We start from the raw sequence: 24974 nt of genomic DNA on the forward strand, positions 1-24974 counted from the left end.
GCATGAACAAGAAACAAAAACTCGAACTCACCTGGGTTGGCAAGGACGCACGGCCGAAACTTGAGCCGCGCATCCTGCTTGAAGACAGGACCAAGAGTTATCACGCGAAGCATCGGGTGGGCGAGGACGACCTATTCGACAATCGGTTGATCTTCGGAGACAACCTGTTGGCGTTGAAGGCGCTAGAGCAGGAGTTCTCGGGCAAGGTGAAGTGCGTATTCATTGATCCGCCGTACAACACCGGTAGCGCGTTCACGCATTACGACGACGGAGTGGAACATTCGATCTGGCTGTCGCTGATGCGCGATCGGCTGGAGATCATTCGGAAGTTGCTGTCGGATGATGGGTCGTTGTGGATCACGATCGATGACAACGAGGCGCACTACCTGAAGGTGCTGTGTGATGAAGTTTTTGGACGAAAATGCTTTATTGCGGATGCAGTATGGCGAACTTCGGATAACAGCAACAACAATGTTACGAAGTTCTCTCTTGATCATAACAATGTGCTGATTTACGCGAAAAAAGCTGATTGGTGCCCAAATTTCCTTGATGATCCGAAGAAACGAAAGCATTTCAAAAACCCCGACAATGATCCTCGCGGCCCTTGGTTCGATGGTAATCCCGTCAATAATCCCGGATTGCGACCGAATCTTCAGTTTAATATTACCTCGCCGACTGGACATGTGATCAAGCATCCACCGAATGGATGGAGGTGGTCTCTTGAAACCATTAACGAAAAACTCTCGACTCGAGAAATTCGATTTTCAGAAGACGGGAAACGCCTGATCCGACGCACCTATTTAGCCGACATGGAAAAAGGGTTGCCTCCTTCTACCCTTTGGACTGACCTTGAAGAAACCGGCCATAACAGACAGGCGAAATACGAGCTGAAAAACCTTTTCCCAGACGTGCCCGTTACGTCATTGTTTGGGACGCCAAAGCCTGAAAGACTAATTGAGAAAATCCTGAAGCTTGCCTCGAATTCCCGCGACCTAATACTCGACTCCTTCGCCGGCTCCGGAACCACCGGCGCAGTCGCCCACAAGATGGGACGCCGCTGGATCATGGTGGAGCTTGGCGAACACTGCCACACGCACATCATTCCCCGCCTTCAAAAAGTCATCGACGGCGAAGACAAGGGTGGCATCACCCAAGCGGTCGATTGGAAAGGCGGTGGCGGCTTCCGTTACTACCACCTCGCCCCATCCCTGCTGGAAAAAGACAACTGGGACAACTGGGTCATCCACCGCGACTACAACGCCGCCATGCTGGCCGAGGCGCTGTGCAAGCTGGAAGGCTTCACCTATGCGCCCAGCGACACCGTGTACTGGCAGCAAGGCTATTCCACCGAGCGCGATTTCCTGTACGTCACCACCGCGACGCTGAGCCATGAGCAGTTGCAGCAACTCGCCGATGACGTCGGCCCGGAGCGATCCCTGCTGGTACTGTGCCCGGCCTTTCGAGGCAACGCCGATTTCCCCAATCTGACCGTCCGCAAGATCCCGAAGCAGGTACTGTCGCGCTGCGAATGGGGTCATGACGACTATTCGCTGCAGATCGAGAACCTGCCGCAGGCACCCGAGGCCGAGGATTCCCGACCGGCGCAATCCGGTTTGTTCACCGAAGGTGCGTCATGAGCACGGACGGCGATGAGGCCACGTCCGCTTCCGAGCTGATCCTGTATCGCACCGCCGACGCGCGGACACGGATCGACGTGCGCCTGGAAAGCGGCTCGGTCTGGCTGACCCAGGCGCAGATGGCCGAGCTGTTCGAAACCACTCCCCAGAACATCACGGGGCATCTGAAGGCGATCTACGGGGATGGTGAGATCGATGAAGCGGCAACTTGTAAGCATTACTTACAAGTTCGGGACGAGGGTGGCAGACCGGTGCGCCGTGAATTACGGCACTACAGCTTGGACGCCATTCTGGCCGTCGGCTATCGGGTGCGCAGCGCACGTGGCGTCCAGTTCCGCCAGTGGGCGACGGAGCGCTTGAAGGAATACCTGGTCAAGGGCTTCACCATGGACGACGCGCGCCTGAAGCGCGGCCCGGACGATGGCTACTTCGAAGAGCTGCTGTCCCGAATTCGCGATATTCGTTCGTCGGAACGGATGTTCTGGCGCAAGGTGCTGGACATCTATGCCACTAGCGTCGATTACGACGGCAGCGCGCAGGCCAGCCAGCGTTTCTTCAAGACAATCCAGAACAAGATGCATTGGGCGGCACACGGCCATACGGCGGCGGAAATCGTCAGTGCGCGTGCTGACGCAGACAAGCCGCATATGGGCATGACGAGCTGGAGCGCTGCGCGGCCGCGCAAGGTGGATGCCGCAATTGCGAAAAACTACTTGAATGCGGAAGAGCTGGAAGCGCTCAACCGTATCGTGAATGCCTATTTGGAGTTCGCCGAGTTGCAGGCACTGAACCGGCGCCCCATGACCATGCAGGGCTGGATCGGGAAACTTGACGATTTTCTCCGCCTGGGCGAGCGCGACATCCTCACCCACGCTGGCCGCATTAGTCATGATTCAGCCATGGCGCATGTCGAGACGCAGTTCGATCTGTACCGCCAGCAGCAGGCGAAGGCGACTACCGCGGTGGAGCATGATTTCGACGTCGCGACCACCAAGCTCAAGCAGATCAAGGCCGGCAAGCGAAGCCCGGCGCGGAAGAAGTCGGACACGAAAGCGGGAGACACGCAATGAACCGGCACGTCAATGCCATTGCTGGCCGTCTGAGCCTGCGTCCACCGCAGCGACGCTCACTGGAATTGTTGGATCGCATTACGGAAATTGTGCCGCCAAGAAAAGCAGCGGACGTTGCCGCCGCACTGGAGATAATTCGCAGTGAATATCCGTCGGTGACGGATTTCGAGCGCGAGTTTCCTTCGTTGTGTTTCGCACTGGCAACTGGCGTTGGCAAGACCCGGTTGATGGGCGCATTCATCGCCTACCTGCATCTGGCACACGGCATCAACAACTTCTTCGTGCTGGCGCCGAACCTGACGATCTACAACAAGTTGATTGCGGACTTCACCCCGAACACGCCGAAGTACGTGTTCAAGGGCATTTCCGAGTTCGCGACGAATGCGCCCGCGATCATCACAGGTGACAACTACGAGTCGATGGCGGGTTCGCTGTTCGACGTGCTGCTGCGTTGCAAGATCAATATCTTCAATATCTCCAAGATCAATTCCGAAGTGCGCGGCGGTCGCAGCCCGCGCATCAAGCGGCTTTCGGAATATATCGGGGAAAGCTATTTTGCTTATCTGGCTGCGTTGCCCGACCTGGTGTTGCTGATGGACGAGTCGCATCGTTATCGGGCGAGTTCCGGATTGCGTGCGATCAACGAGCTCAAGCCTGTGCTGGGGCTTGAGTTGACGGCCACGCCGTTCGTGGAGACCAGCAAGGGCGCGATCCCGTTCCGCAATGTGATCTATGACTATCCGCTGGGCATGGCAATGACCGATGGGTTCGTCAAAGAACCTGCGGTCGTCACGCGCAAGGACTTCAATCCGGCGGGCATGTCGGTCGAGGCCCTGGAGCGCCTGAAACTGGAAGACGGCGTTCGTTTGCACGAGGGAGTGAAGGTCGAACTGGAGACATACGCGCGCGAAACAGACAAACAGATCGTCAAGCCATTCGTGCTGGTGATCGCCAGAGATACGACACATGCTGCCCAGTTGTTGAAACTGATCCAGTCCGACAAGTTTTTCGAGGGCCGCTATCGCGACAAGGTGATCCAGGTCGATTCCAGCAAGAGCGGCGCCGAAGAGGAAGAAATGATCGAGCGCCTGCTCAAGGTGGAGCATACAGACGAGCCGACCGAGATCGTCATTCACGTCAACATGCTCAAGGAAGGCTGGGACGTCACCAATCTGTACACGATCGTGCCGCTGCGTGCAGCCAACGCGCGCATCCTGATCGAGCAATCGATTGGTCGCGGACTGCGTCTGCCTTACGGCAAGCGGACCGGCGTTGATGCCGTGGACCGGCTCAACATCATCGCCCACGACAAGTTTGACGAGATCATTCAGGAGGCCAGGAAGCCGGGCAATCCGATCCGCATGGCGTCAATCGTGCTGGATGGCAGCGAGCTGGAGAACAAGAAGGAAACCATTGTTTCTCAATCGCAGCTTGCCGGGCGCCTGGGGTTGTCGCTTGCGCAGCCGCCGACGGACACGGCTTCAAGCGGTGGGATGCAACAGCCGCTCGCTTTCCAGAAGCCCGAGGAACAGGAGATTGCGCAGATCGCATGGAAGGTGATCCGCTCACTCGAAGATCAACCCGCCGCCGTTCCGACGCTTGAACACCTGAAGCGGCCCGACGTGCAGGCTGCCATTGTGAAAGCTGTGCAAGAGCAACAGTTACCCGGTCAAAAGGAGCTGGAAGGGCTGGAAAAGACTCCGGACGTTGCTGCGATCGTGGCAAAGACGGTCGAACTGGTGACGCAACAAACTATTGATATTCCAAGAATTCTTGTGGTGCCGAAGGGCGAGGTACGCTCCGGATTCAAGCCTTTCACTCTGCTGCTGGAGGGCATGCGTTATCAGCCGATTTCCGATGAGCTGTGGGTGCAATACCTGCGCTCAGGTGGAGGCCAGGCGCTGGCACTCGGGAGCGGCGGCGTCGATGAAGCCCGCCTGGAGGATTACGTCGTTTCTGGTCTGGTCGACTTTGATGACGTGTCCTACGAAGGGCATGCCGATCTTCTCTATGACCTTGCTGGTCAGGTTGTGCAACACCTATGCGGCTACCTCAGCGACGAGCAGACACGGCGTGTATTACGTAATCACCAAAAGCAGATTGCGCAGTTTGTACATGCGCAGATGCAGCAGCACTATTGGGAAGACGATGGGGGAGGCTACGACGTACGGATCAGCAAGGGCTATACCGAGCTGAAGCAGAGTGCTTATACGCATGCCGTCAAGGAAGCTCCTGCCGACTACCGCGTGTCGCCTGCCGACAAGAGCAACATGGCGAAATACTTGTTCACCGGCTTCGAACGGTGCCTGTACACGGTGCAGAAATTCGATTCAGAGGCGGAACGCAAACTCGCCGTCATCCTGGATCGTGATGCCTTGAAGTGGTTCAAGCCTGCGAAAAGCCAGTTCCAGATCTTCTATCGCCAAGGCGCAGATCATCTCGAATACCAGCCGGACTTTGTGGCAGAAACGAAAGACGCGATCTACATGCTCGAGCCAAAAGCCAGCAACCAGATGGAAGACTCGGTTGTTTTGGCAAAGAAAGAATCCGCAATTGAGTGGTGCACAAATGCATCAGAATATGCACTGGCGAATGGCGGCAAACCGTGGAGTTACGTGCTGATTCCGCACGACGAAATAGCGGGTAACTTCACGCTCTCTGGATTGGTAGCCCGGTTTCGAGGGTGAATGAGGTAGATGTCACTCCCAGGGAGTGAATGGGCTGAAAGAGTGGGCTGCTCAAGTGGGTCAAGTGCAGCAGGTTCGACGCAAAGAAAACGCCCGGCCTGAGCCGGGCGTTTGGTCATTGCAGTGGGGGAGGGCCTGCAACAACCGTTGATACGCCTGACAGCGCGCATCAAGTCAGAAGGCTTAGTCCTCCAGAAGGCTTAGAAGGTCAGGCGCGGGCCGACCATCCACTGGGTGTCGCCGCCGTTGGCGATCTTGACGTCGGCAGCCACGCCCCAGCTCTGGTTGAACTTCACCTGTCCGCCCAGACGGCCATAGACATCGCCGTTGTAGTTCTTGCCGTCTTCGTAGCCGAGCATCGCGTAGCCCTCGAGCTTCGGTGCCAGTGAGGCCCGCACGCCGCCTTCAACGCTGTAGCCATCGACCTTCACTCCGCCGCCGGCGTTGAGCTTGTCATAGGCCACGTTGGCGACCAGATCGGTCTTCGGCGAAATTGGCTTGTTGTAGCCAACGCCAACGCGCCACTGGTCGAAGTCCACGCTCGAGCCCTTGATGGTCTGGTTGGCGTAGTTGCCGAAGATGTGCACGTTCGGGTGCACCGCAACCGAGCCGTTCAGGCCCCAGCCGTCGGCATTGCCGCTGTTGGTGTTGGTGTAGACGTAGTTGCCTTGCACGTAATTGTAGGAAATGCCGTCGGCAGCAGAGGCCGCGAACGGCAGGGCGCAGGCCAGCGCGAGCGCAGAAAGTTTGATCAGGGCGGGGGAATGCTTCATGGGGGAACGCCTCGTTGTTGTTATGTGGTCACGGCGGAACCATTGCAGTTCGTCGTGGCGCGCATTGTGTCGAGGTGCCCGCAACCGGCGCTGAATCCGGAACCGGCCGGTACAGGAACTATTCGGGATCTGTCATGTCGTAGTGCGCGCTTAACTGCTGCCGGAAAACCCCAACTGCCGCCAGGCTTCGAACACCACCACCGCCACCGTGTTGGACAGATTCAGGCTGCGGTTGTGTGGACGCATCGGCAGGCGCAGGCGCTGCGCTTCAGGAATCGCGTCGAACACGTCCTGCGGCAGGCCGCTGGTTTCGCTGCCGAACAGGAATACATCACCATCGCGATAGGCCGGCGCATCGAAGCGCTGCATGCCGCGGGTGGACAAGGCGAACACGCGCGGCGCCGCGCCATTTGCGCTTTCAATTGCTGCAAGCGTGGCCGGCAGGTTGTCGTGGACCTGCATCGGTGCGAACTCGTGGTAATCCAGACCGGCGCGACGCAGCTGGCGGTCATCGATGTCGAAGCCCAGTGGGCGCACCAGATGCAGTTGCGCGCCGGTATTTGCGCACAGGCGGATCACGTTGCCGGTATTGGGCGGGATTTCCGGGCGATGCAGGATCACATGGAACATGGATTCACCTGTTCACCACGGCAGCGGGTTGCCGCACCAGTCGAGGAAGTGGCCCGAATCTTTGAGCGTTGCGGCATCGATGACCTGCAGCAGGCCGCGCGCGGAATCGTCGCTGTCGACGGTGGCGCTGGCGCCACCCATTGCGGTCTGCACCCAGCCCGGATGCAACGCAAGCACGACGATGCCGCGTGCACGCAGGGCATGCGCAAGCTCCACGGTCAGCATGTTCTGCGCGGCCTTGCTGCTGCAGTAGCTGGGCGAGCGGAATTCGCTGCAACGCTCGAGCGAACCCATCACCGAACTCAGGTTGGCGATGTGCGCGCCATCCGCCAGCAAGGGCGCCAGCGCCTGGCTAAGCATGAACGGGCCGATTGCGTTGATGCGGAAACTGTCTTCGAGGATCGCCGGATCAATGTGGCCGAAGCGCTCGCCAGAATGCAGCACGCCGGCGTTGTTGATGAGCAGGTCGATGCGGCTCGGCCCTGCATCGGTTCGTTCGCCCAGCACCAGTGGCAGTTCGCGGACGAACTCCATGCGCGATTTTTCGTTTGCGAGATCCAGCGGCAAGACGTGCAGGCGGCCGGGGAATTCGCCGGCTAGCGTGTTGAGCGCGGTCGCCTTGCCGGGTTGCCTGCAACTGGCGATCACATGCTCGCCGTGTTCCAGCAACAGACGAGCGAAAGCCAACCCGAGACCACGGTTGGCACCAGTGACAAGGCAATGGCGATGCATGTTGGCTCCAGGCAGGACTTCCTGCCTAGTGTATCCAGCCGGCGCTAGCGTTAGCATTGAAAGTCTTGTTCCCCGACTTCTGGAGTTGCGCATGCGTCTGTTCCGACCCACTGCCCTTGCCCTCGCCCTGTCCACCGCCTTGGTGGCCGGCGTGCATGCGCCAGCCGCGATTGCCGCAAACGCTACTGCAGGAACCATCGCGGAAGCCACTGCGGGCGCTAGCGCCCGAGCTGGTGCGATCGACATTGCCACCGACACGTTCACCCTGCCAAACGGCCTGATCGTGATCGTGCACACCGACCGCAAGGCGCCGATTGTCGCGGTCAACATCTGGTACCACGTCGGCAGCAAGGACGAACCGAAGGGCAAGACCGGCTTCGCCCACTTGTTCGAACACCTGATGTTCAACGGGTCGGAAAATCATCCCGGCGAATACTTCGCGCCCTTCGAAAAAGCCGGCGTGTCAGAGATCAATGGCAACACCTGGCTGGATCGCACCCAATATTTCGAGACCGTGCCGACCACCGCGCTGGACATGGCGTTGTGGATGGAGTCCGACCGCATGGGCCACCTGCTTGGCGCGATCGACCAGAAGACCCTGGACGAGCAGCGTGGCGTGGTCCAGAACGAGAAGCGGCAGGGCGAGAACCAGCCCTATGGACGCGTTGGCGAACTGGAACTTGCCGATACGTATCCCGCCAACCATCCCTATCACCACGACACCATCGGTTCGATGGCCGACCTCGATGCGGCCTCGCTGGATGACGTCAAGACCTGGTTCCGCGACTACTACGGCGCGGCCAACACGGTGTTGATCCTGTCGGGAGACATCGACGTAGCCACCGCCAAGGCGAAGGTGCTGAAGTACTTCGGCGACATTCCAGCTGGCCCGCCGGTGGCGCGTCAGGCGCATTGGGCCGCGCCGCGCACGGTATCCACCCGCGCCAGCATGGACGACGTGGTTGCGCAAACACGTGTCATGCGCGAGTGGAACATTCCTGCGCGCAGCGAGCGCGATTTCACCCTGCTCGACCTTGCCGCCGATATCCTGGGTGGTGGCAAGACCTCGCGGCTGTACCAGCGCCTGGTCTACCAGGACAAGCTGGTCGACAGCATCAGTGCCAGCGCCAGTCCGTTTGAACTGGGCAGCCAGTTCGAGATCCAGGCCGACGTGAAGAAGGATGCCGATCCTGCCAAGGTTGAAGCCGCGATTGCCGATGAGCTTCAGAAATTCCTGAGCGCGGGTCCGACCGCCGATGAACTCGAGCGCGTGCAGGTGCGTAACCGCGCCGGCATGATTCGCGGTTTGGAAAGTGCTTTGGGCAAGGCGCAAATCCTCGGCGAGAGCACGCTCTACCTGGGTGGCCCCGATGGCTGGAAGCGCAGCTACGCCTGGAACCAGGAGGCCAAGCCTGCCGACGTGCAGGCAGCGGCGAAGAAATGGCTCAGCCAGGGCGACTACACGCTGACCGTGGTGCCGACCAAGACCGCGCCGAAGCAGCAGGAAATTGCTGGCCTGCCGGCGTCAAAGGATCGTCCGGCGAACATCCCCGGCCAGCCCACCGCGCAGTTCAAGACCGTGGAAACCGATCTTGATCGTAGCAAGGGTGTGCCCGCGGTCACCTCGTACCCCGACCTGACTTTCCCGAAGGTCGAGCGCGGCCGCCTCGCCAACGGGATTGAAGTCGTGCTGGCCGAGCGCCACACGGTGCCGACCATAAGTCTTGGCCTGCAGTTCGATGCCGGCTATGCGGCGGATGCTGGCAGCAAGCTGGGCACGGCGAGCTTCACCACCTCGATGCTCGATGAAGGCACCACCAGCCTGGATTCGGTGCAAATTGCAGAGCGCCGCGAGCGGCTCGGCATGGGTCTGTCCACTGGCTGCGGGTTGGATGCGTGCACCGCCAGTGCGAATATCCTGACCGCGAACCTGACGCCGTCGCTGGCGCTGCTGGGCGATGTGGTGCGCAACCCGGCGTTCCGCGAGGCCGACATCGAGCGCGTGCGCGCGCAGTGGATCGCCGGCATTGCCCAGGAAAAATCGCAGCCGATCGGGATCGCGCTGCGCACGCTGCCACCGCTGCTGTTCGGCGCCGGCCATCCGTATGCGATCCCGTTCACCGGCAGTGGCACCGAGGCATCGATCAAGTCACTGACCGCCGCCGATCTGCGTGCATGGCAAGCGGCATGGCTGCGCCCTGACAATGTGCGCATCCTGGTTGCCGGCGACACCACGTTGCCGGAGATCACCCGCCAGCTGGAGGTGGTGTTCGGCAACTGGAAGGCCCCGGCGACGGCAAAGGGCCACAAGACCCTGCCGCACGTCGCCGACCAGGCGTCGCCGCGGGTGTTCCTGATCGACAAGCCCGGCGCGCAGCAGTCGCTGATCCTTGCCGGTGAGCTGGCACCACCGACATCCGCGCCCAACGACTTGCAGATCCAGACCATGAACGGTGCGTTCGGCGGGGCGTTCACCTCGCGCCTGAACATGAACCTGCGTGAAGAAAAGCACTGGGCCTACGGCGCGTTCAGCTTCGCCCAGCCGGCACTGGGCCAGCGTCCGTACATGCTCTATGCGCCGGTGCAGACCGACAAGACCGCCGAATCAGTCGCCGAGATGCTGAAGGAAGTGAAGGCGGTCAATGCCGACCGTCCGCTGACCAGCGCCGAGATCGCCAAGATCAAGGACGGCAGCGTGCGCAGCCTGCCGGGTGCATACGAAACCGCCGGTGCGGTGCTTGGCGCGCTCCAGGCCAATGCGCTGTACGGCCGCCCCGACGATTACGTGACGACCCTCAAGCAGCGCACCGAAGCGCAGACCGACGAAGAGGTCAGGGCCGCGACCAAGCAGGTGATCCGGGCCGACCCGCTGACTTGGGTGATCGTTGGTGACCTGTCGAAGATCGAGGCTGGGGTGCGCGCGCTCGACCTGGGCAAGGTCAGCGTAATCGATGCCGACGGCAAGCCGGTCGAGGGTCGCTGATTCATCTATCGCACGAGCCGGGGCCAGCCATTGGCCCCGGTTGTTTCATTCCGGAATGAAGGTTGCGGGAGTTCCGCGGAACTCCCGGAATGGCTTCAACGAAATGCTCCGAATTGGCACGGGGGTTAGTATCTCCAGTCTTTGCTGTCTGATCTGGAGTCCTGCATGCCTGTGTTCCGTCCTGCTGTCCTTGCCCTTGCCCTGACCACCGCACTGGCCGGCTCCGTTGTCGCACCCGCGGCGATTGCCGCCAATGCGCCGGTCGTCGACATCGCCTATGACACGTTTACCCTGCCCAACGGGCTGACCGTGATCGTGCATACCGACCGCAAGGCTCCGATCGTGGCGGTCAACATCTGGTACCACGTCGGTAGCAAGGACGAACCCAGCGGACGCAGCGGCTTCGCACACCTGTTCGAGCACCTGATGTTCAACGGTTCGGAAAACCATCCGGGCGAATATTTCGCCCCGTTCAAGCAGGTCGGCGTGACCGGCCAGAACGGCACCACCAATTCCGACCGCACCAATTATTTCGAAAATGTGCCGACCACCGCGCTGGACATGGCGCTGTGGATGGAGTCCGACCGCATGGGCCACCTGCTTGGCGCGATCGACCAGAAGACCCTGGACGAGCAGCGCGGCGTGGTCCAGAACGAGAAGCGGCAGGGCCAGAACCAGCCCTACGGCCAGGTCTGGGACGCGCTGGGCAAGGCCATGTATCCGGTTGGGCATCCGTACCACCACAGCACCATTGGCTCGATGAACGATCTGAACGCGGCCAAGCTCGACGACGTCAAGAACTGGTTCCGCAGCTGGTACGGCCCGAACAATGCGGTGCTGGTACTGGCCGGCGACATCGACCTGGCCACTGCCAAGGCCAAGGCCACCGAGTATTTCGGCGATATCCCGGCCAGCCCGAGCATGGCCCAGCCGAAGATTGATGTTGCTGCGCACACCACCGACACCCGCGCCGAGATGATCGACAGCGTGCCGCAGTCGCGCATCTACCGGATGTGGAACGTGGCCGAATTCGGCCATGCCGACCTCGACCGCCTGCAGGTATTCGCGCGAATCCTGGGCGGCGGCAAGTCTTCGCGCCTGGACAAGCGCCTGGTGCATCAGGACAAGCTGGTCGACAGCGTCGGCAGCGGCGCCTATGGCTCGCAGCTGGGCTCGAACTTCCTGATCACCGCCGACGTCAAGCAGGGCGTGGACGTGGCCAAGGTCGAGGCGATTATTGATGAAGAGCTGAAGAAGCTGCTCAAGGATGGCCCGACCCAGGATGAAGTCGACCGCGCCCGCACGGTGATCATGGCCGGCTGGATCCGTGGCGTGGAGCGTATCGGCGGGTTCGGCGGCAAGGCCGATGCGCTGGCCGAGTGCGCAACCTATACCGGAAATCCGGGCTGTTTCCGCGACAGCCTGAAGACCCTGGACGATGTCACCGCCGCCAACCTGCGCGCCACCGGCAATACCTGGCTGGGCGCGGGCAAGGGCAGCCACACCTTGGTGGTGAACCCGGGCAAGCGTGTTGAAGTCGCCGAAGACCCGGCTGGCACCCCACCGCTGTTCAAGTTGCCGGCGGTGGATTCCAAGTACAAGACGGTCGCCAGCGACGTGGACCGCAGCAAGGGCGTGCCGGTTACGACGAGCTTTCCCGACCTCATATTCCCCAGCCTGCAGCGCGCCACCCTGACCAACGGCACCCAGGTGATCCTGGCCGAGCGCCATGACATCCCGGTGGTGCAGATGAGCTACCAGTTCCAGGGCGGCTATGCAGCAGACCCCGCCGGCAAGCAGGGCATCGCCAGTTTCAGCAGCTCGCTGATGGACGAAGGCGCGGGCAACCTGGACGCACTCGCGTTCGCCGACCGTGCCGAATCGCTGGGTGCCAACCTCGGCGCCGGTGCCTCGCTGGACAACAGCAGCGCCTACCTATCCGCACTTCGCGAAAATCTCGACCCGTCGGTGGCGCTGTTCGCAGACATGCTGCGCAAGCCGCGCTTCGAGCAGAACGACATTGATCGGGTCAAGGGTCAGTGGATCGCCGGCATCAAGCAGGAAAAGGCGCAGCCCAACGGCATGGCCTCGCGCGTGCTGCCTGGCCTGTTGTACGGCGCTGGCCATCCGTATGCCACCCCGATGAGCGGAACCGGCACCGAAGTTTCCATCGCCAAGCTGACCCGCAAGGAGTTGGTCGCGTTCCAGGACCAGGCGATCCAGCCGCAGGGCGCCACCCTGGTGGTGGTCGGTGACACCACCCTTGCGGACATCGTGCCGGTGCTGAACAAGCATTTCGGCGATTGGAAGGCCACCGCGGCGGCGGCGACGGCGACGACAATCCCTGAAGTCGCCGGCAAGACCAGCCCGCGCGTGTTCCTGATCGACCAGCCGGGCGGGGTGCAGGCGAATATCTTTGCCGCCGAACTCGTGCCGTCGAGCAAGGATGCCAGCGCCACCGTGTTCGACATGGCCAACATGGTGATCGGTGGCGACTTCACCGCGCGCCTGAACATGAACCTGCGCGAGGACAAGCACTGGTCGTACGGCGCCCGCAGCGGTGCCGGCGGCGCGGTTGGCCAGCGCATCTGGCGGGTCAGTGCGCCGGTACAAATCGACAAGACCGGCGAGTCGGTGGCCGAGATCAAGCGCGAGCTCGACGCGTACACCAGCGGCAAGCAGGGCGCCACCGCGGATGAGCTGCAGCGCATGCAGAAGATCCTGACCCTGAGCCTGCCGGGTGCCTACGAGACTGCGGCTTCGGTGATGGGCACGATTGCCAGCAACGTGCTGTATGACCGTCCAGACAACTACGTGTTCCAGCGCAAGGCGGAGATCGAAGGCATGACCACGGCACAGGTGGATGCCGCAGCCAAGACCCTCGACCCGAAGGCACTGACCTGGGTGATCGTGGGCGATGTGTCCAAGATCGAGCAACCGATTCGCGCGCTGAAGCTGGGCCCGGTGCAGGTGATCGACGCCGACGGCAACGTCAAGAAGTAAGCCGCTGATTGCCGCCCATCGCCGCCATTAGCGGCGTGATGACGGCAACCATTAAGACGCACCGAGCGACAATCCGGTGCGTTTTCTTTATCTAAGGGGGTTCCGATGCGCCTGTTGCCTGTTTTCGCCGCCGCGGTCCTGCTGGTTGGGTCACCCGGCTGCACTTTCGTGCACATGGCGCCGGGCGCCAGCAAAGTGAAGGTGCTGGCCGCCGCGCCTACTGGCTGCGTGAAGCGCGGCGAGGTCGAGGTGTCGGTCAAGGACCGGCTTGGACCTTATGAGCGGAGTGAATCCCAGGTCCGCGATGAGCTGGAAACCCTGGCGCGCAACGAGGCCCCCGGGCTTTCCGCTGATAGCATCAGCTCGTTGACCCGGCCCAATGACGGCGAGCAGCGCTGGGCGATGTGGCATTGCGGAAGCTGAATCCGGCTGGTAACCATTGACCGGGCGCACGAGCGCCAGCGGACGTAAGCAGTTATTCTGCCCAGTTCCTGTGTCTGGATTGCCCGCCTCATGCTGTTCCAACATGTCGCCATTGCCGGTCTTGCCCACGTCGACGCCCCGCGTCGGCTCAGCTCAGATGAAATCAACGCCCGTCTGAAGCCCACCCTGGACCGCCTCGGTATCCGTACCGACGTGCTCGGGGACATCGCCGGCATCCACGCCCGGCACTTGTGGGAAGAAGGCGTGCAGGCGTCCGACGCCGCCACCCTGGCTGGCGTAAAGGCGCTGGCCGATGCCGGCATCGACCCGGCCCGCGTGGGCCTGCTGGTCTCGACCTCGGTCAGCCGCGATTACCTGGAGCCGTCCACCGCCAGCATTGTCAGCGGCAACCTGCAGATGCCGGACACGTGCCAGAACTTCGACGTCGCCAATGCCTGCCTGGCCTTCATCAACGGCATGGACATCGCTGCGCGGATGATCGAGCGCGGTGAAATCGAGTACGCCTTGATCGTGGATGGCGAAACTGCCGACCTGGCCTACGACAAGACTCTCGCCCGCATGCTGGCGGACGACATCACTGAAGAGCAGTTTCGCAGCGAGCTGGCCACCCTGACCTTGGGTTCCGGCGCCGCCGGCATGGTCATGGCCCGCGCCGAGCTGGCCCCGGGCGCCCCGCGTTACCGCGGTGGCGTGACCCGCGCCGCTACCCAGTGGAACCATCTCTGCCGCGGCAACCTGGACCGCATGGTCACCGACACCCGCATGCTGCTGATCGAAGGCGTCAAGCTGGCCGAGAAGACCTTCGCCGCCGCCAAGCTGGCACTGGGCTGGGCAGTCGAGGAAATGGACGAATTCGTCATCCACCAAGTCAGCCAGGTGCATACCGCCGCCTTTGCCAAGGCGATCGGCATAGATCCGCGCAAAATCCTGACTATTTTCGGCGAATATGGCAACATCGGGCCGGCATCGGTACCGATCGTGTTGTCAAAGTTGCGCGAAATGGGCCGTCTGAAGAAAGGCGACCGTATTGCCCTCTTGGGTATTGGCTCCGGCCTGAACTGTTCAATGGCGGAAGTGGTCTGGTAGCACTGGTTGGGAAAAAATTTCCTTATAGCCATAAATCTGGTTATTTAAGAAAAATACTGCTACAAATCTTTCCCTTCGGGTCTGCCAAACCCGCGTAAGGAAAGCAAGATGCTGTCACGCAGCACCGGCCATTACGTTCCAGGCTCACTTGCGGGCAGCCGGTATCAGGCATTCGTGCCGGATCCGCTGCCGCCGCAGCCACCGCTGGAGCTGTCCAGGAGCGATCTGATCGCCCGCAAGGAACGCGCCGACCAAGCGCTGGGCCGACTCGACGGCATCACCTTGATGCTGCCCGACCCCGAGCTGTTCCTGTATCAGTACGTGCGCAAGGAAGCCCTGCTGTCCTCCCAGATCGAGGGCACCCAATCCTCGCTGTCCGACTTGCTGTTGTTCGAGCTGGACGAAGCGCCCGGCGTGCCGATTGACGATGTCGAGGAAGTGTCCAATTACGTCGCTGCGTTGAACCATGGCCTCAAGCGTCTGCGCGAGGACAACTTCCCACTCTCATTGCGCCTGATCCGCGAGATGCACGCACTGCTGCTGCGCGGTGGCCGTGGTGCTGGCAAGCAGCCGGGGGAGTTCCGCAAGGGGCAAGTCTGGATCGGTGGGGCGACGCCCGCACTGGCGCATTTCGTTCCGCCGCCGCCGGAATCGCTTGATGAAGCGCTCGCCGACTTCGAACGTTTTCTGCATGTTCCGGCAACGGACACGTCGCCGTTGATCAAGGCGGCGCTCGCGCACGTCCAGTTCGAGACCATCCATCCCTTCAGCGACGGCAACGGCCGTCTTGGCCGCCTGCTGATCGCGCTGATCTTGTGCAACGAAGGCGTGCTGCGCGAGCCCAGCCTGTATCTCAGCTTGTACTTCAAGCGCCGCCGCGCCGACTATTACGACATGCTCAATGGCGTGCGCGTGCATGGCGACTGGGAAGCCTGGCTGGGGTTCTTCCTCGACGGGGTCGCAGATACCGCGCAGCAGGCGGTGGATGCCGTGCAGCGACTACTGGCCTTGCTGACACGCGACCGCGCCCGCATCGCCGCGCTCGGCACGCGCGCTGGCAATGTCGGGCTGGTGTTCGAGCAATTCGCGCGCCGTGTGCTGCTTGGCGTGCCGCAGGTGCAACCACACCTGGCATTGAGTGCGCCGACTATCCGCAGCGCAATCCGCACCTTGGAAGCCATGGAAATCGTCAACGAACTGACCGGCCAGCGCCGCCACCGCGTGTTTGCCTATAGCGAATACTTGGCCATCCTCAGCGAAGGCGCGCAGCCGCTGTGAGTATCGATCGCATGCGCGCGGTCATTGATGCACGAATCGCTGGCTGCATCCAACATCCCGCTTACCTGCAACTGCCCAGCTGGTGCGATCAAAAAAAAGTCGTGCACCAAGCACTCAATCACTTGTCAGATACACGATGAAAACCCAGAACTCAGCGCAATTCCCCGACTACCCCTTCACCCCGCAGCACTTCGATGTGCGTCCCGGCATCGCGATGTCGTACCTGGACGAAGGTCCGCGCGATGGCGAAATCATCGTCATGTTGCACGGCAATCCATCGTGGAGCTTCTACTGGCGGCACTTGGTCACGGGGCTGTCCGACCCTGCTCTTGGCAAGGCATACCGTTGCATCGTGCCCGACCACGTCGGCATGGGCCTGTCGGACAAGCCCGACGACTCGGCGAGCGCGTCGCCGCACTACGACTACACGCTGCAATCCCGGATCGATGATCTCGATGCGCTACTCACCCATCTGGGCATCACCGGCCCGGTGACGCTGGCGGTGCATGATTGGGGTGGCATGGTCGGCTTCGGCTGGGCGTTGCGCGATCCCACGCGCGTGCGCCGGTTGATCATCACCAATACGTCGAGTTTCCCGTTGCCCGCGTCCAAGCGGTTTCCGAAACGCATTGCGATGGGCCGACACTCGCGGCTTGGCGGCTGGCTGATCCGCCGTTTCAACCTGTTCGCACGCGGCGCGGCGTGGATGGGTACCACGCGCTCATTGCCGCGCGATGTGCGCGCGGCGTATGCCGGCGTGTACGACGGTTGGAAGCAGGCGATCAGCACGCTTCGCTTCATGCAGGACATTCCGCTGGATGAAGGTGATCGCGCATGGCCATTGGTGGAAGCTGCTGCACGGCAGTTGCCGAGTTACGCGGATCGCCCGGCGTTCATCGGTTGGGGCCTGCGCGATTTCGTGTTTGATCGGCATTTCCTCGACGGCTTCAGCAAAGCGTTGCCGAATGCCGAGGTGCATGCATTCGCCGATGCCAATCACTATGTGCTGGAAGACAAGCATGAGGTGCTGGTGCCGATGATCCGGACGTTCTTGGATAGACACCCTCTCGACGCCAATCCACTTTGAAGCCGCCACAATGAAGTCGCCGCCGGGGGAGAATATCGGTATGACCGACACCTGCAATATTGCCGACGCATTACCGAAATTGGCCCGCGAACGCCCCGACCAGGTAGCGATGCGTTGCCCGGGCCGGAATGGTCGCTACGAGGTCGAACTGACCTACGGCCAGCTGGATGCGCGCAGCGATGCGATCGCCGCAGGGCTGGCCAAACGCGGGATCGTTCGCGGCACCCGCACGGTGGTGATGGTGCGGCCCACGCCGGAATTCTTCCTGCTGATGTTCGCGCTGTTCAAGGCCGGCGCCATACCGATACTGGTCGATCCCGGCATCGACAAGCGCGCGTTGAAGCAATGCCTGGACGAAGCCGCGCCCGAGGCCTTCATCGGCATTCCATTGGCACTCCTGGCCAAGGCCTTGCTGTGCTGGGCGAAGTCGGCGCGAACACGAATCACTACCGGTGCGCGCGCCTGGCTGGCCGATGCCACGCTCGCCGACATCGAGCGCGATGGTGGCGATGCCGGCCCGCAACTTGCGGAGACGCAGCCGGACGATGTCGCCGCGATCCTGTTCACCAGTGGCAGCACCGGCGTGCCCAAGGGCGTGGTCTACCGGCATCGACATTTTGTCGCCCAGATCGCGATGCTGGGCGATGCATTCGGCATCCAGCCCGGCGGGATCGACCTGCCGACGTTTCCGCCGTTCGCCTTGTTCGATCCCGCGTTGGGGCTGACCTCAATCATTCCCGATATGGACCCGACCCGGCCGGCCAAGGCCGATCCACGCAAACTGCACGCGGCGATCACGCGCTTCGGCGTGAACCAGCTGTTCGGTTCGCCGGCATTGATGCGCGTGCTGGCAGAACATGGCGAGGCGTTGCCGACCTTGCGACGTGTCACAAGTGCCGGTGCACCGGTGCCTGCGGACGTGGTCGCGCGGATGCTCGAACTGCTGCCGGTCAACGCGCAATTCTGGACGCCCTACGGCGCGACTGAGTGCCTGCCGGTCGCGGTGATCGAAGGCCGCGAATTATTGTCACTGCGCACGCGCACCGAACACGGCGCCGGTACTTGTGTCGGCCGGCCGGTGGCTGGCAATGCGGTGCGCATCATCCGCATCGACGACAAGGCGATTGAGTACTGGGACGATGCGCTGCAAGTTGGCGTTGGCCAGGTTGGCGAGATCACCGTTGCCGGTCCCAGTGCTACAGATAGCTACTTCAATCGCGATGCCGCCACCAAGCTTGCGAAGATCCGCGAAGCGCTGCTCGATGGCAGCGAACGCATCGTGCATCGCATGGGTGACCTGGGTTATTTCGACAGCGAAGGCCTGTTGTGGTTCTGCGGGCGCAAGACGCAGCGCGTGGTGGTGGATGCCATCACCACCATGTGCACCGAACAAGTCGAGCCGGTGTTCAATACGCATCCGGCGATTGCCCGCAGCGCACTGGTCGGCATCGGTCCGAAAGGCGCGCAACACGCGGTGCTGTGCTACGAACTCAAGCCGGGAATCGGGCGCGTGCGCCGCGAACGGCACGACGAGCTACGCGCCATCGGCAAGCTGTTCCCGCATACCGTACGCATCGACATCTTCCTGCACTACCCGAAGCCGTTCCCGGTCGACATCCGCCACAACGCCAAGATCAGCCGCGAGGTGATTGCTGCATGGGCGGCGAAGCAGTTGAAGGACATCGTATGAGAATCCTCGTCATCGGCAGTGGTGGGCGAGAAGCAGCGCTTACGCGCGCCTCCAGGGCGCGTGTGCTGCGCCGAGCGCCGGTCGTGGATGACCGGTCGGATCGTTGCACCATGGATGGTTCGGAACGGGAACAATGAAAATTCTCGTCACAGGCGGTGGTGGATTCTTGGGCCAGGCACTCTGCCGCGGCTTGGTCGAACGCGGGCATGACGTCACCAGTTTCAACCGCAGTCATTATCCCGTGCTGGATGCACTCGGCGTGTGCCAGATCGCCGGTGACCTGGCTGATCACGATGTAGTGCTTGCGGCGTTCGCGGGTGCCGATGCGGTGTTCCACAACGCGGCCAAGGCAGGTGCGTGGGGCAGCTACGCCAGTTACCACCGCACCAACGTGATCGGCACCCGGAATGTGCTCGATGCCTGCCGCGCGCATGCCATCGGCAAGCTGGTTTATACCTCCACGCCGAGCGTCACCCATCGCGCGACCAATCCGGTCGAAGGTGGCACAGCCGAATCCGTGCCCTACGGCGAAGGCTTCAAGGCGCCGTATGCGACCACCAAGATGATTGCTGAAAAGGCAGTTCTCGCCGCCAACGATGCGACATTAGCGACTGTTGCGCTGCGTCCGCGGCTGATCTGGGGACCGGGTGACAACAACATCCTGCCGCGGCTGGTCGACCGCGCGAATGCAGGCCGCCTGCGTTTCGTCGGTGACGGCAATAACACGGTTGACAGCACCTATATCGACAATGCCGCGCAAGCACATTTCGATGCGTTCGAGCATCTCGCACCGGGTGCGGCCTGCGCGGGACGCGCCTACTTCATCAGCAACGGTGAGCCGCAACCGATGCATGAATTGGTCAATGGCCTGCTGCAGGTTGCTGGCGCGCCGTTGGTCGACAAGACGATCCCGTTCGGCGCTGCCTATGCAGTCGGCGTGATCTGCGAAGGCCTGTGGCATGTGTTGCCGTTGAAGGGCGAGCCGCCGATGACGCGTTTCCTGGCCGAACAGCTGGCCACCACCCACTGGTATTCGATGGAGCCTGCCCGGCGCGACTTCGGCTACGTGCCCAAAGTCAGCGTGGCCGAAGGTCTGGAACGACTACGGGTATCACTGGCAGCCTGAGCGCGATCATCACCCGCCCGTGATGCGCGCGCGGGCAGTCTATTCGCCGCGCCACTCCGGCGTGATCCTGCGGAGCCTTCCATGCTGCATTACGCCCTCGTATTTCTCGTCATCGCCATTATCGCTGCCGTGCTGGGATTTGGCGGCATTGCCGGTGCTGCAGCCGGCTTCGCCAAAATTCTGTTCGTGGTCTTCCTGATCCTCGCGGTTGTGGCGTTCCTGCGCAAGAAAGCCTGAGCCTGTACTGCCCTAGCCAAGACTGTATGCATGCGGCATTACGATGGCGGGTCGAGACCCGCCCTACAATGCGCGCATGAATCCATCGCCCTTCAACTGGAAGCATCCCGCCGGCATGGCGCTTGAAGTCGCGTTGAACCGCGCGCTGGCGCTTGACGCGGACACGCGTGCAGCATTGCGGCCACTGGATGGCCAACGCGTCGCATTGCAATTGAGCGCGCCGCCGTTGGCGCTGGAAATTCGCGTTGATGGCGACATGTTGCGCGTAGGTCCGGTCGATGCCGCGAATGAGCCCGACCTCGGCGTACGCACCTCACTTTCTGGCCTGCTTGGGCAATTGCCCATGTTCCGTCGCAACGATGCACCACCGGTCGGCAAGCTGCGAATAGAAGGCGACGCCGAACTTGCGCAGCGCCTGCAACAGCTCGCGCAGAATTTCGATCCCGATTGGCAACTGCCGTTCACCAAGGTGTTCGGCGATATCGCCGGCGTGCAGATCGCCAAGGCGATCGCGGGTGCGCTGAAACATGCGCAGGTGGCCGGTCGGAATCTTGCCGAAACCGCCGCCGAATTCGTGACCGAAGAAAGCCGCGACGTGGTCCCGCGCGCCGAACTCGATGCGTTCCATGACGATGTCGATGCCTTGCGCGACGACGTCGAACGGATCGCCGCGAAGATCGCGCGTGTGCAACGTGAGCGCGGAGAAAGCGCATGAGCTCCTTGCTGCGCGCCTGGCGCATCGGTCGCGTACTGCTGCGCTATCGGCTGGACAACCTGTTGGATGACACCCCGGCTGGCCGCTGGCTGAAACTGGCGCGACCTTTCGTGCCGCGGGCGTCGAAGGAAGTCGCGTCGCTGTCGCGCGGCGCACGCTTGCGCATGGCGTTGCAGGAACTCGGGCCGATCTTCGTCAAATTTGGCCAGATCCTGTCGACCCGCCGCGACCTGATCCCGCCAGATGTCGCGGTCGAATTGACGATGTTGCAGGATCGCGTTGCACCGTTCGATGGCTTGAAAGCGCGCGAGATGGTCGAGCTTGCGCTGGAGCGCAGCATCGAAGAGGCCTACGCGAGTTTTGACACCACGCCATTGGCGTCGGCTTCGATCGCGCAGGTGCATGCAGCCACGATGCATCCGGGTGACGGCAGCGGACCGCGCGACGTGGTGGTCAAGGTGCTGCGCCCCGGCATCCGCCGCCAGATCGCCGCCGATGTGGCGCTACTGCATCGCATCGCCGGTATTGTCGAACGCACCCATCCGGCCGCTGACAAGATCCGTCCACGCGAAATTGTTGCGGAAATCGAAGCGACCCTGTCGGGCGAACTCGACCTGCAGCGGGAAGCCGCCAATGCCTCGCTGCTGCGGCGTAATTGGTTGAACTCGCCGGATCTCTACGTCCCGGAAGTGGTGTGGACGCATACTGCCGAACGCGTGATGACCATGGAGCGCGTGTATGGCATCCCCAGCGACGACATCGTCGCGCTGGACGCTGCCGGCATCGACCGCAAGGCGCTTGCCGCCAAGGGTGTGCGCCTGTTCTACCAGCAGGTGTTCCGCGACAATTTCTTCCACGCCGATGCGCACGCCGGCAACATCTGGGTGGATGCCACGCGCAAGGAAAACCCGCGTTTCATCGCGCTGGATTTCGGGATCATGGGCCAGCTGTCGAGCGAGGATCAGTACTACCTCGCCGAGAATTTCATGGCGATCTTCAACCGCGACTACCGCCGCATCGCCGAGCTGCATGTGCAGGCTGGCTGGATGCCGGCGACGATCCGCATCGACGAGCTGGAAGCGGCCACGCGCGCGGTCTGCGAGCCGTACTTCACTCGCCCGCTGTCGGAAATCTCGCTGGCCGAAGTGCTGGTGAAACTGTTCCGCACTGCGCAGCGCTATGAGCTGACCTTGCAGCCTCAATTGATCCTGTTGCAGAAGACCCTGCTCAACATCGAAGGCGTGGGCCGCCAGCTGGATCCGAAGATCGATATTTGGGCTGTAGCGAAACCTGTGCTGGAACAGATTTTGGCCGACCGCTACAGCCCGCAGCGGCTGGCCAGCGAATTCCGCAAGCGCCTGCCGGAAATGATTACGCGTGCGCCGGAAGTACCGCGCCTGCTGCATGCCTGGCTGCAGCAGCAAGTCGAAGGAAAGCACGAACTACGCATGCGCTCGCACGACCTGGCCGAGCTCGCACGCGTTGCCCGTGATGGCCAGAAGCGCATGGTCGCGGCAATTCTGGGCACCGGCCTGCTGGTGGTTGCAGCCGTGCTGTTCGGCCTGGATGCCGGCGGTCCACGTGTGTGGGCGATCCCGGCCGCCGCATGGATTGCCGGACTTGGTGGCCTGTGGGCGCTGCTTGCGGCGTGGCCGCGACGTTAGGACTGCAGCACCGTGGGCAAGACGTCAGGAACGTACCGCCTTCACCAGTGGCTTGACCGTCAGACCCTGCACCAGGATCGAGAACACCACCACCGCATAGGTCAGGGCCAGGATCAGGTCGCGATACGGGCCAGCAGGCAGGGATAGTGCCAGCGCCACCGAGATGCCGCCGCGCAGGCCGCTCCAGGTCAGGATCAACCAGGCATCGTTGGGCAAGCCGAACCAGCGCTTGAAGCTGGCCATCGGCAGGCCAACGGTCAGCAGTCGGGCCAGCAATGTGAGCGCAACCACCGCGACCGCCGCCAACATTCCATTGTGCGGATAGGCGATCACCACAATTTCCAGACCCAGCAGCACGAACAGCACGGCGTTGAGGATCTCGTCCAGCAATTCCCAAAACAGATCGACGTGCCGGCGGGTGGTATCCGACATTGCCAGCTTGCGGCCGTGGTTGCCGATGATCACGCCGGCCACCACCATCGCCAGCGGGCCGGACACATGCAGGTGGCTGGCAAGTTCGTATCCGCCCAGCACCGCAGCCAGGGTCAGCAACACTTCAACCTGGTAGTTGTTGATGCTGCGCAGCAGGGTGAACAGCAGGCCGCCCAGCACCGCGCCAAGCACGATGCCGCCGCCGGCTTCATGCACCAGCGTCATCGCGCCTTCGGCGAACGACGGCGTCTGCTCACTCACGGCGATTCCCAACAACAGCGAAAACAGCACCACGCCGACGCCATCGTTGAACAGCGATTCGCCGGCGACCACCATCCCGGTTTCCTCGTTGATACCGGCTGACTTCAGGATGCCCATCACCGCGACCGGATCTGTCGGCGAAATCAGCGCGCCGAATACCAGGCAATACGCCAGCGGCATGCCAAGCCCAAGCAGTGGCAGCACCCAGTGCAGGCCGTAGCCGACGATCACGGTGGACAGCCCGGTGCCGACCACGGCCAGCAGGCCGATCTGCCATCGGAAGCGACGCAGGCGGCTCAGGTCCACATGCAGCGCACCTGCAAACAGCAGCATCGACAGCATGCCCTGCATCAGCACTTCGGAAAAATCGATGGAGCGCAGCAGGCTGGTTTCGTACTCGCGCAACGCGCCGAAGCCGAGCCGGTCCAGTCCGATCAGCGCAAGCGACAGCAACATCGCCACCGCCATCACGCCAATGGTGGTGGGCAGGCCGACGAAGCGTGCATTCACATACGCCAGCAATGCCGTGATGACCAGGCAAGCCACTGCTATTTCGAACATGTGTCGTTACCCCATTGCGTGCGTCGCAGCTGCTTGCACGTTGCGCCGTGCCGCAGGGCACGACAAGCCATGTGGACGCAGAAGTAGGCATTCTAGACCGCACGTGCTGGCCGCGGCCTGGTATTGAACCGACAATGCCTGTTACCAATCGCATGATAAACGCATGACCACGTCAACGAAATTGCCCGTCCTGTATCGCGACGATTGGCTGGCCGTGGTCGACAAGCCGGCGGGTCTGATGGTGCACGACAGTGCGCTGGCGCGCGGCGAAACCGACTTCGCCGCCGATCGCCTGCGTGAGCAGTTCGGCAAACCCATCTTCCTGATACATCGCCTGGATCGGGCCACCTCGGGTTGCTTGTTGCTGGCATTCGATCGCGACACCGCCTCCATGCTGGGCAAGGCAGTGATGGCCGGCGGTATCGAAAAAGATTACCTCGCAGTGTGCCGCGGCTGGCCTGCGGAGCCGCGTTTCACAGTCGATCATCCACTGGATGGCGGCCCCGGAAAGCCCTTGAAGAAGCCGGCGCAGACTGCGTTCGAAGTGCTCGCCAGCTGCGAGCTGGCGATGCCATCGGCGGGCTTTGAGACCTCACGCTATGCGCTGTTGCGTGCCAGCCCGATCACCGGCCGCTTCCGCCAGATACGCCGCCACCTCAAGCACCTGTCGCATCACCTGATTGGCGACACCAGCCATGGCGATGGCCGCCACAACCGGCAGTTCCGGATGCTCGGCATCCATCGCATGCTGCTGCATGCGCAGCGGCTTGGCTTCGTGCATCCACAGTCCAGCGTCGCGATGGGCATCGAGGCGCCGTTGACTGATACGGAATTCGGCAAGGCGCTGGATCTGTTCGACAGATCGGTGCCGTGATCGA

Annotated in this window: 19 protein-coding genes; 15 read left to right on the top strand and 4 right to left on the bottom strand. The window is 62.0% G+C overall.

Annotated elements, in window-relative coordinates; translation table 11 throughout:
* The first annotated feature begins 2 nt into the window (after positions 1–2).
* The 3 genes from PSV05_RS04490 to PSV05_RS04500 are packed head-to-tail and all read left to right on the top strand — an operon-like array spanning position 3 to position 5394.
* Positions 3–1637: a site-specific DNA-methyltransferase gene (locus tag PSV05_RS04490; RefSeq protein ID WP_300062064.1), complete on the top strand. Its 1635-nt coding sequence runs from the start codon at positions 3–5 to the stop codon at positions 1635–1637.
* Positions 1634–2707, top strand: coding sequence for a virulence RhuM family protein (locus tag PSV05_RS04495; protein WP_300062067.1), 1074 nt, complete (start codon positions 1634–1636; stop codon positions 2705–2707). The genes PSV05_RS04490 and PSV05_RS04495 overlap by 4 nt, the downstream gene beginning before the upstream one ends.
* Positions 2704–5394 (top strand): DEAD/DEAH box helicase family protein, encoded by a 2691-nt coding sequence (locus PSV05_RS04500; protein ID WP_300062070.1) that lies wholly within the window; start codon positions 2704–2706, stop codon positions 5392–5394. Before PSV05_RS04495 ends, PSV05_RS04500 begins: the two co-directional genes overlap by 4 nt.
* 200 nt (positions 5395–5594) lie before the next feature.
* Here PSV05_RS04500 and PSV05_RS04505 read toward each other — a convergent pair whose 3' ends face one another.
* From PSV05_RS04505 to PSV05_RS04515, 3 genes are all read right to left on the bottom strand, one after another.
* Positions 5595–6167, bottom strand: a complete 573-nt coding sequence (locus tag PSV05_RS04505; RefSeq protein ID WP_300062073.1) for a diffusible signal factor-reguated Ax21 faimly protein — start codon at positions 6165–6167, stop codon at positions 5595–5597.
* Between the two features lie 150 nt (positions 6168–6317).
* Positions 6318–6797: a tRNA (cytidine(34)-2'-O)-methyltransferase gene (locus PSV05_RS04510; protein ID WP_300062075.1), complete on the bottom strand. Its 480-nt coding sequence runs from the start codon at positions 6795–6797 to the stop codon at positions 6318–6320.
* Between the two features lie 12 nt (positions 6798–6809).
* Positions 6810–7529: an SDR family oxidoreductase gene (locus PSV05_RS04515; RefSeq protein ID WP_300062078.1), complete on the bottom strand. Its 720-nt coding sequence runs from the start codon at positions 7527–7529 to the stop codon at positions 6810–6812.
* 91 nt (positions 7530–7620) lie between these two features.
* Here PSV05_RS04515 and PSV05_RS04520 point away from each other — a divergent pair, with 91 nt between their 5' ends.
* The 11 genes from PSV05_RS04520 (at position 7621) to ubiB (ending at position 22842) form a co-directional block, all read left to right on the top strand.
* Positions 7621–10512, top strand: coding sequence for a pitrilysin family protein (locus PSV05_RS04520; protein ID WP_300062081.1), 2892 nt, complete (start codon positions 7621–7623; stop codon positions 10510–10512).
* Between the two features lie 165 nt (positions 10513–10677).
* Positions 10678–13515 (top strand): pitrilysin family protein, encoded by a 2838-nt coding sequence (locus PSV05_RS04525; RefSeq protein WP_300062084.1) that lies wholly within the window; start codon positions 10678–10680, stop codon positions 13513–13515.
* Between the two features lie 105 nt (positions 13516–13620).
* Complete coding sequence (locus PSV05_RS04530; RefSeq protein ID WP_300062087.1) at positions 13621–13938, top strand: DUF4156 domain-containing protein; 318 nt, start codon at positions 13621–13623, stop codon at positions 13936–13938.
* Between the two features lie 90 nt (positions 13939–14028).
* Positions 14029–15045, top strand: a complete 1017-nt coding sequence (locus PSV05_RS04535) for a 3-oxoacyl-ACP synthase III (protein ID WP_300062090.1) — start codon at positions 14029–14031, stop codon at positions 15043–15045.
* A gap of 108 nt (positions 15046–15153) precedes the next feature.
* Positions 15154–16323: a Fic family protein gene (locus PSV05_RS04540; RefSeq protein ID WP_300062092.1), complete on the top strand. Its 1170-nt coding sequence runs from the start codon at positions 15154–15156 to the stop codon at positions 16321–16323.
* A gap of 136 nt (positions 16324–16459) precedes the next feature.
* Positions 16460–17410, top strand: a complete 951-nt coding sequence (locus PSV05_RS04545) for an alpha/beta fold hydrolase (RefSeq protein ID WP_300062095.1) — start codon at positions 16460–16462, stop codon at positions 17408–17410.
* Positions 17411–17450: 40 nt separating this feature from the next.
* On the top strand, positions 17451–19100 hold the full coding sequence (gene oleC, locus PSV05_RS04550) for an olefin beta-lactone synthetase (RefSeq protein WP_300062098.1): 1650 nt from the start codon (positions 17451–17453) through the stop codon (positions 19098–19100).
* A gap of 133 nt (positions 19101–19233) precedes the next feature.
* Complete coding sequence (gene oleD, locus PSV05_RS04555; protein WP_300062101.1) at positions 19234–20226, top strand: 2-alkyl-3-oxoalkanoate reductase; 993 nt, start codon at positions 19234–19236, stop codon at positions 20224–20226.
* A gap of 81 nt (positions 20227–20307) precedes the next feature.
* The gene (locus tag PSV05_RS04560) at positions 20308–20463 is read left to right on the top strand and encodes a DUF1328 domain-containing protein (RefSeq protein ID WP_300062103.1); all 156 of its coding nucleotides are present in this window, start codon (positions 20308–20310) and stop codon (positions 20461–20463) included.
* Between the two features lie 76 nt (positions 20464–20539).
* The gene (locus PSV05_RS04565; protein ID WP_300062106.1) at positions 20540–21178 is read left to right on the top strand and encodes an SCP2 sterol-binding domain-containing protein; all 639 of its coding nucleotides are present in this window, start codon (positions 20540–20542) and stop codon (positions 21176–21178) included.
* Positions 21175–22842, top strand: a complete 1668-nt coding sequence (gene ubiB / locus PSV05_RS04570; RefSeq protein WP_300062109.1) for a ubiquinone biosynthesis regulatory protein kinase UbiB — start codon at positions 21175–21177, stop codon at positions 22840–22842. The genes PSV05_RS04565 and ubiB overlap by 4 nt, the downstream gene beginning before the upstream one ends.
* A gap of 24 nt (positions 22843–22866) precedes the next feature.
* On the opposite strand, the gene PSV05_RS04575 is transcribed toward ubiB, so the two are convergent.
* Complete coding sequence (locus tag PSV05_RS04575) at positions 22867–24096, bottom strand: sodium:proton antiporter (RefSeq protein ID WP_300062112.1); 1230 nt, start codon at positions 24094–24096, stop codon at positions 22867–22869.
* Between the two features lie 163 nt (positions 24097–24259).
* Between PSV05_RS04575 and PSV05_RS04580 the strand changes: the two genes are divergently transcribed.
* Entirely contained in the window at positions 24260–24970 is a 711-nt protein-coding gene (locus PSV05_RS04580) for a pseudouridine synthase (RefSeq protein WP_300062115.1), read from the top strand.
* Positions 24971–24974: the final 4 nt, after the last annotated feature.

Source organism: Thermomonas sp. (assembly GCF_029945965.1).
Taxonomy (GTDB): domain Bacteria; phylum Pseudomonadota; class Gammaproteobacteria; order Xanthomonadales; family Xanthomonadaceae; genus Thermomonas.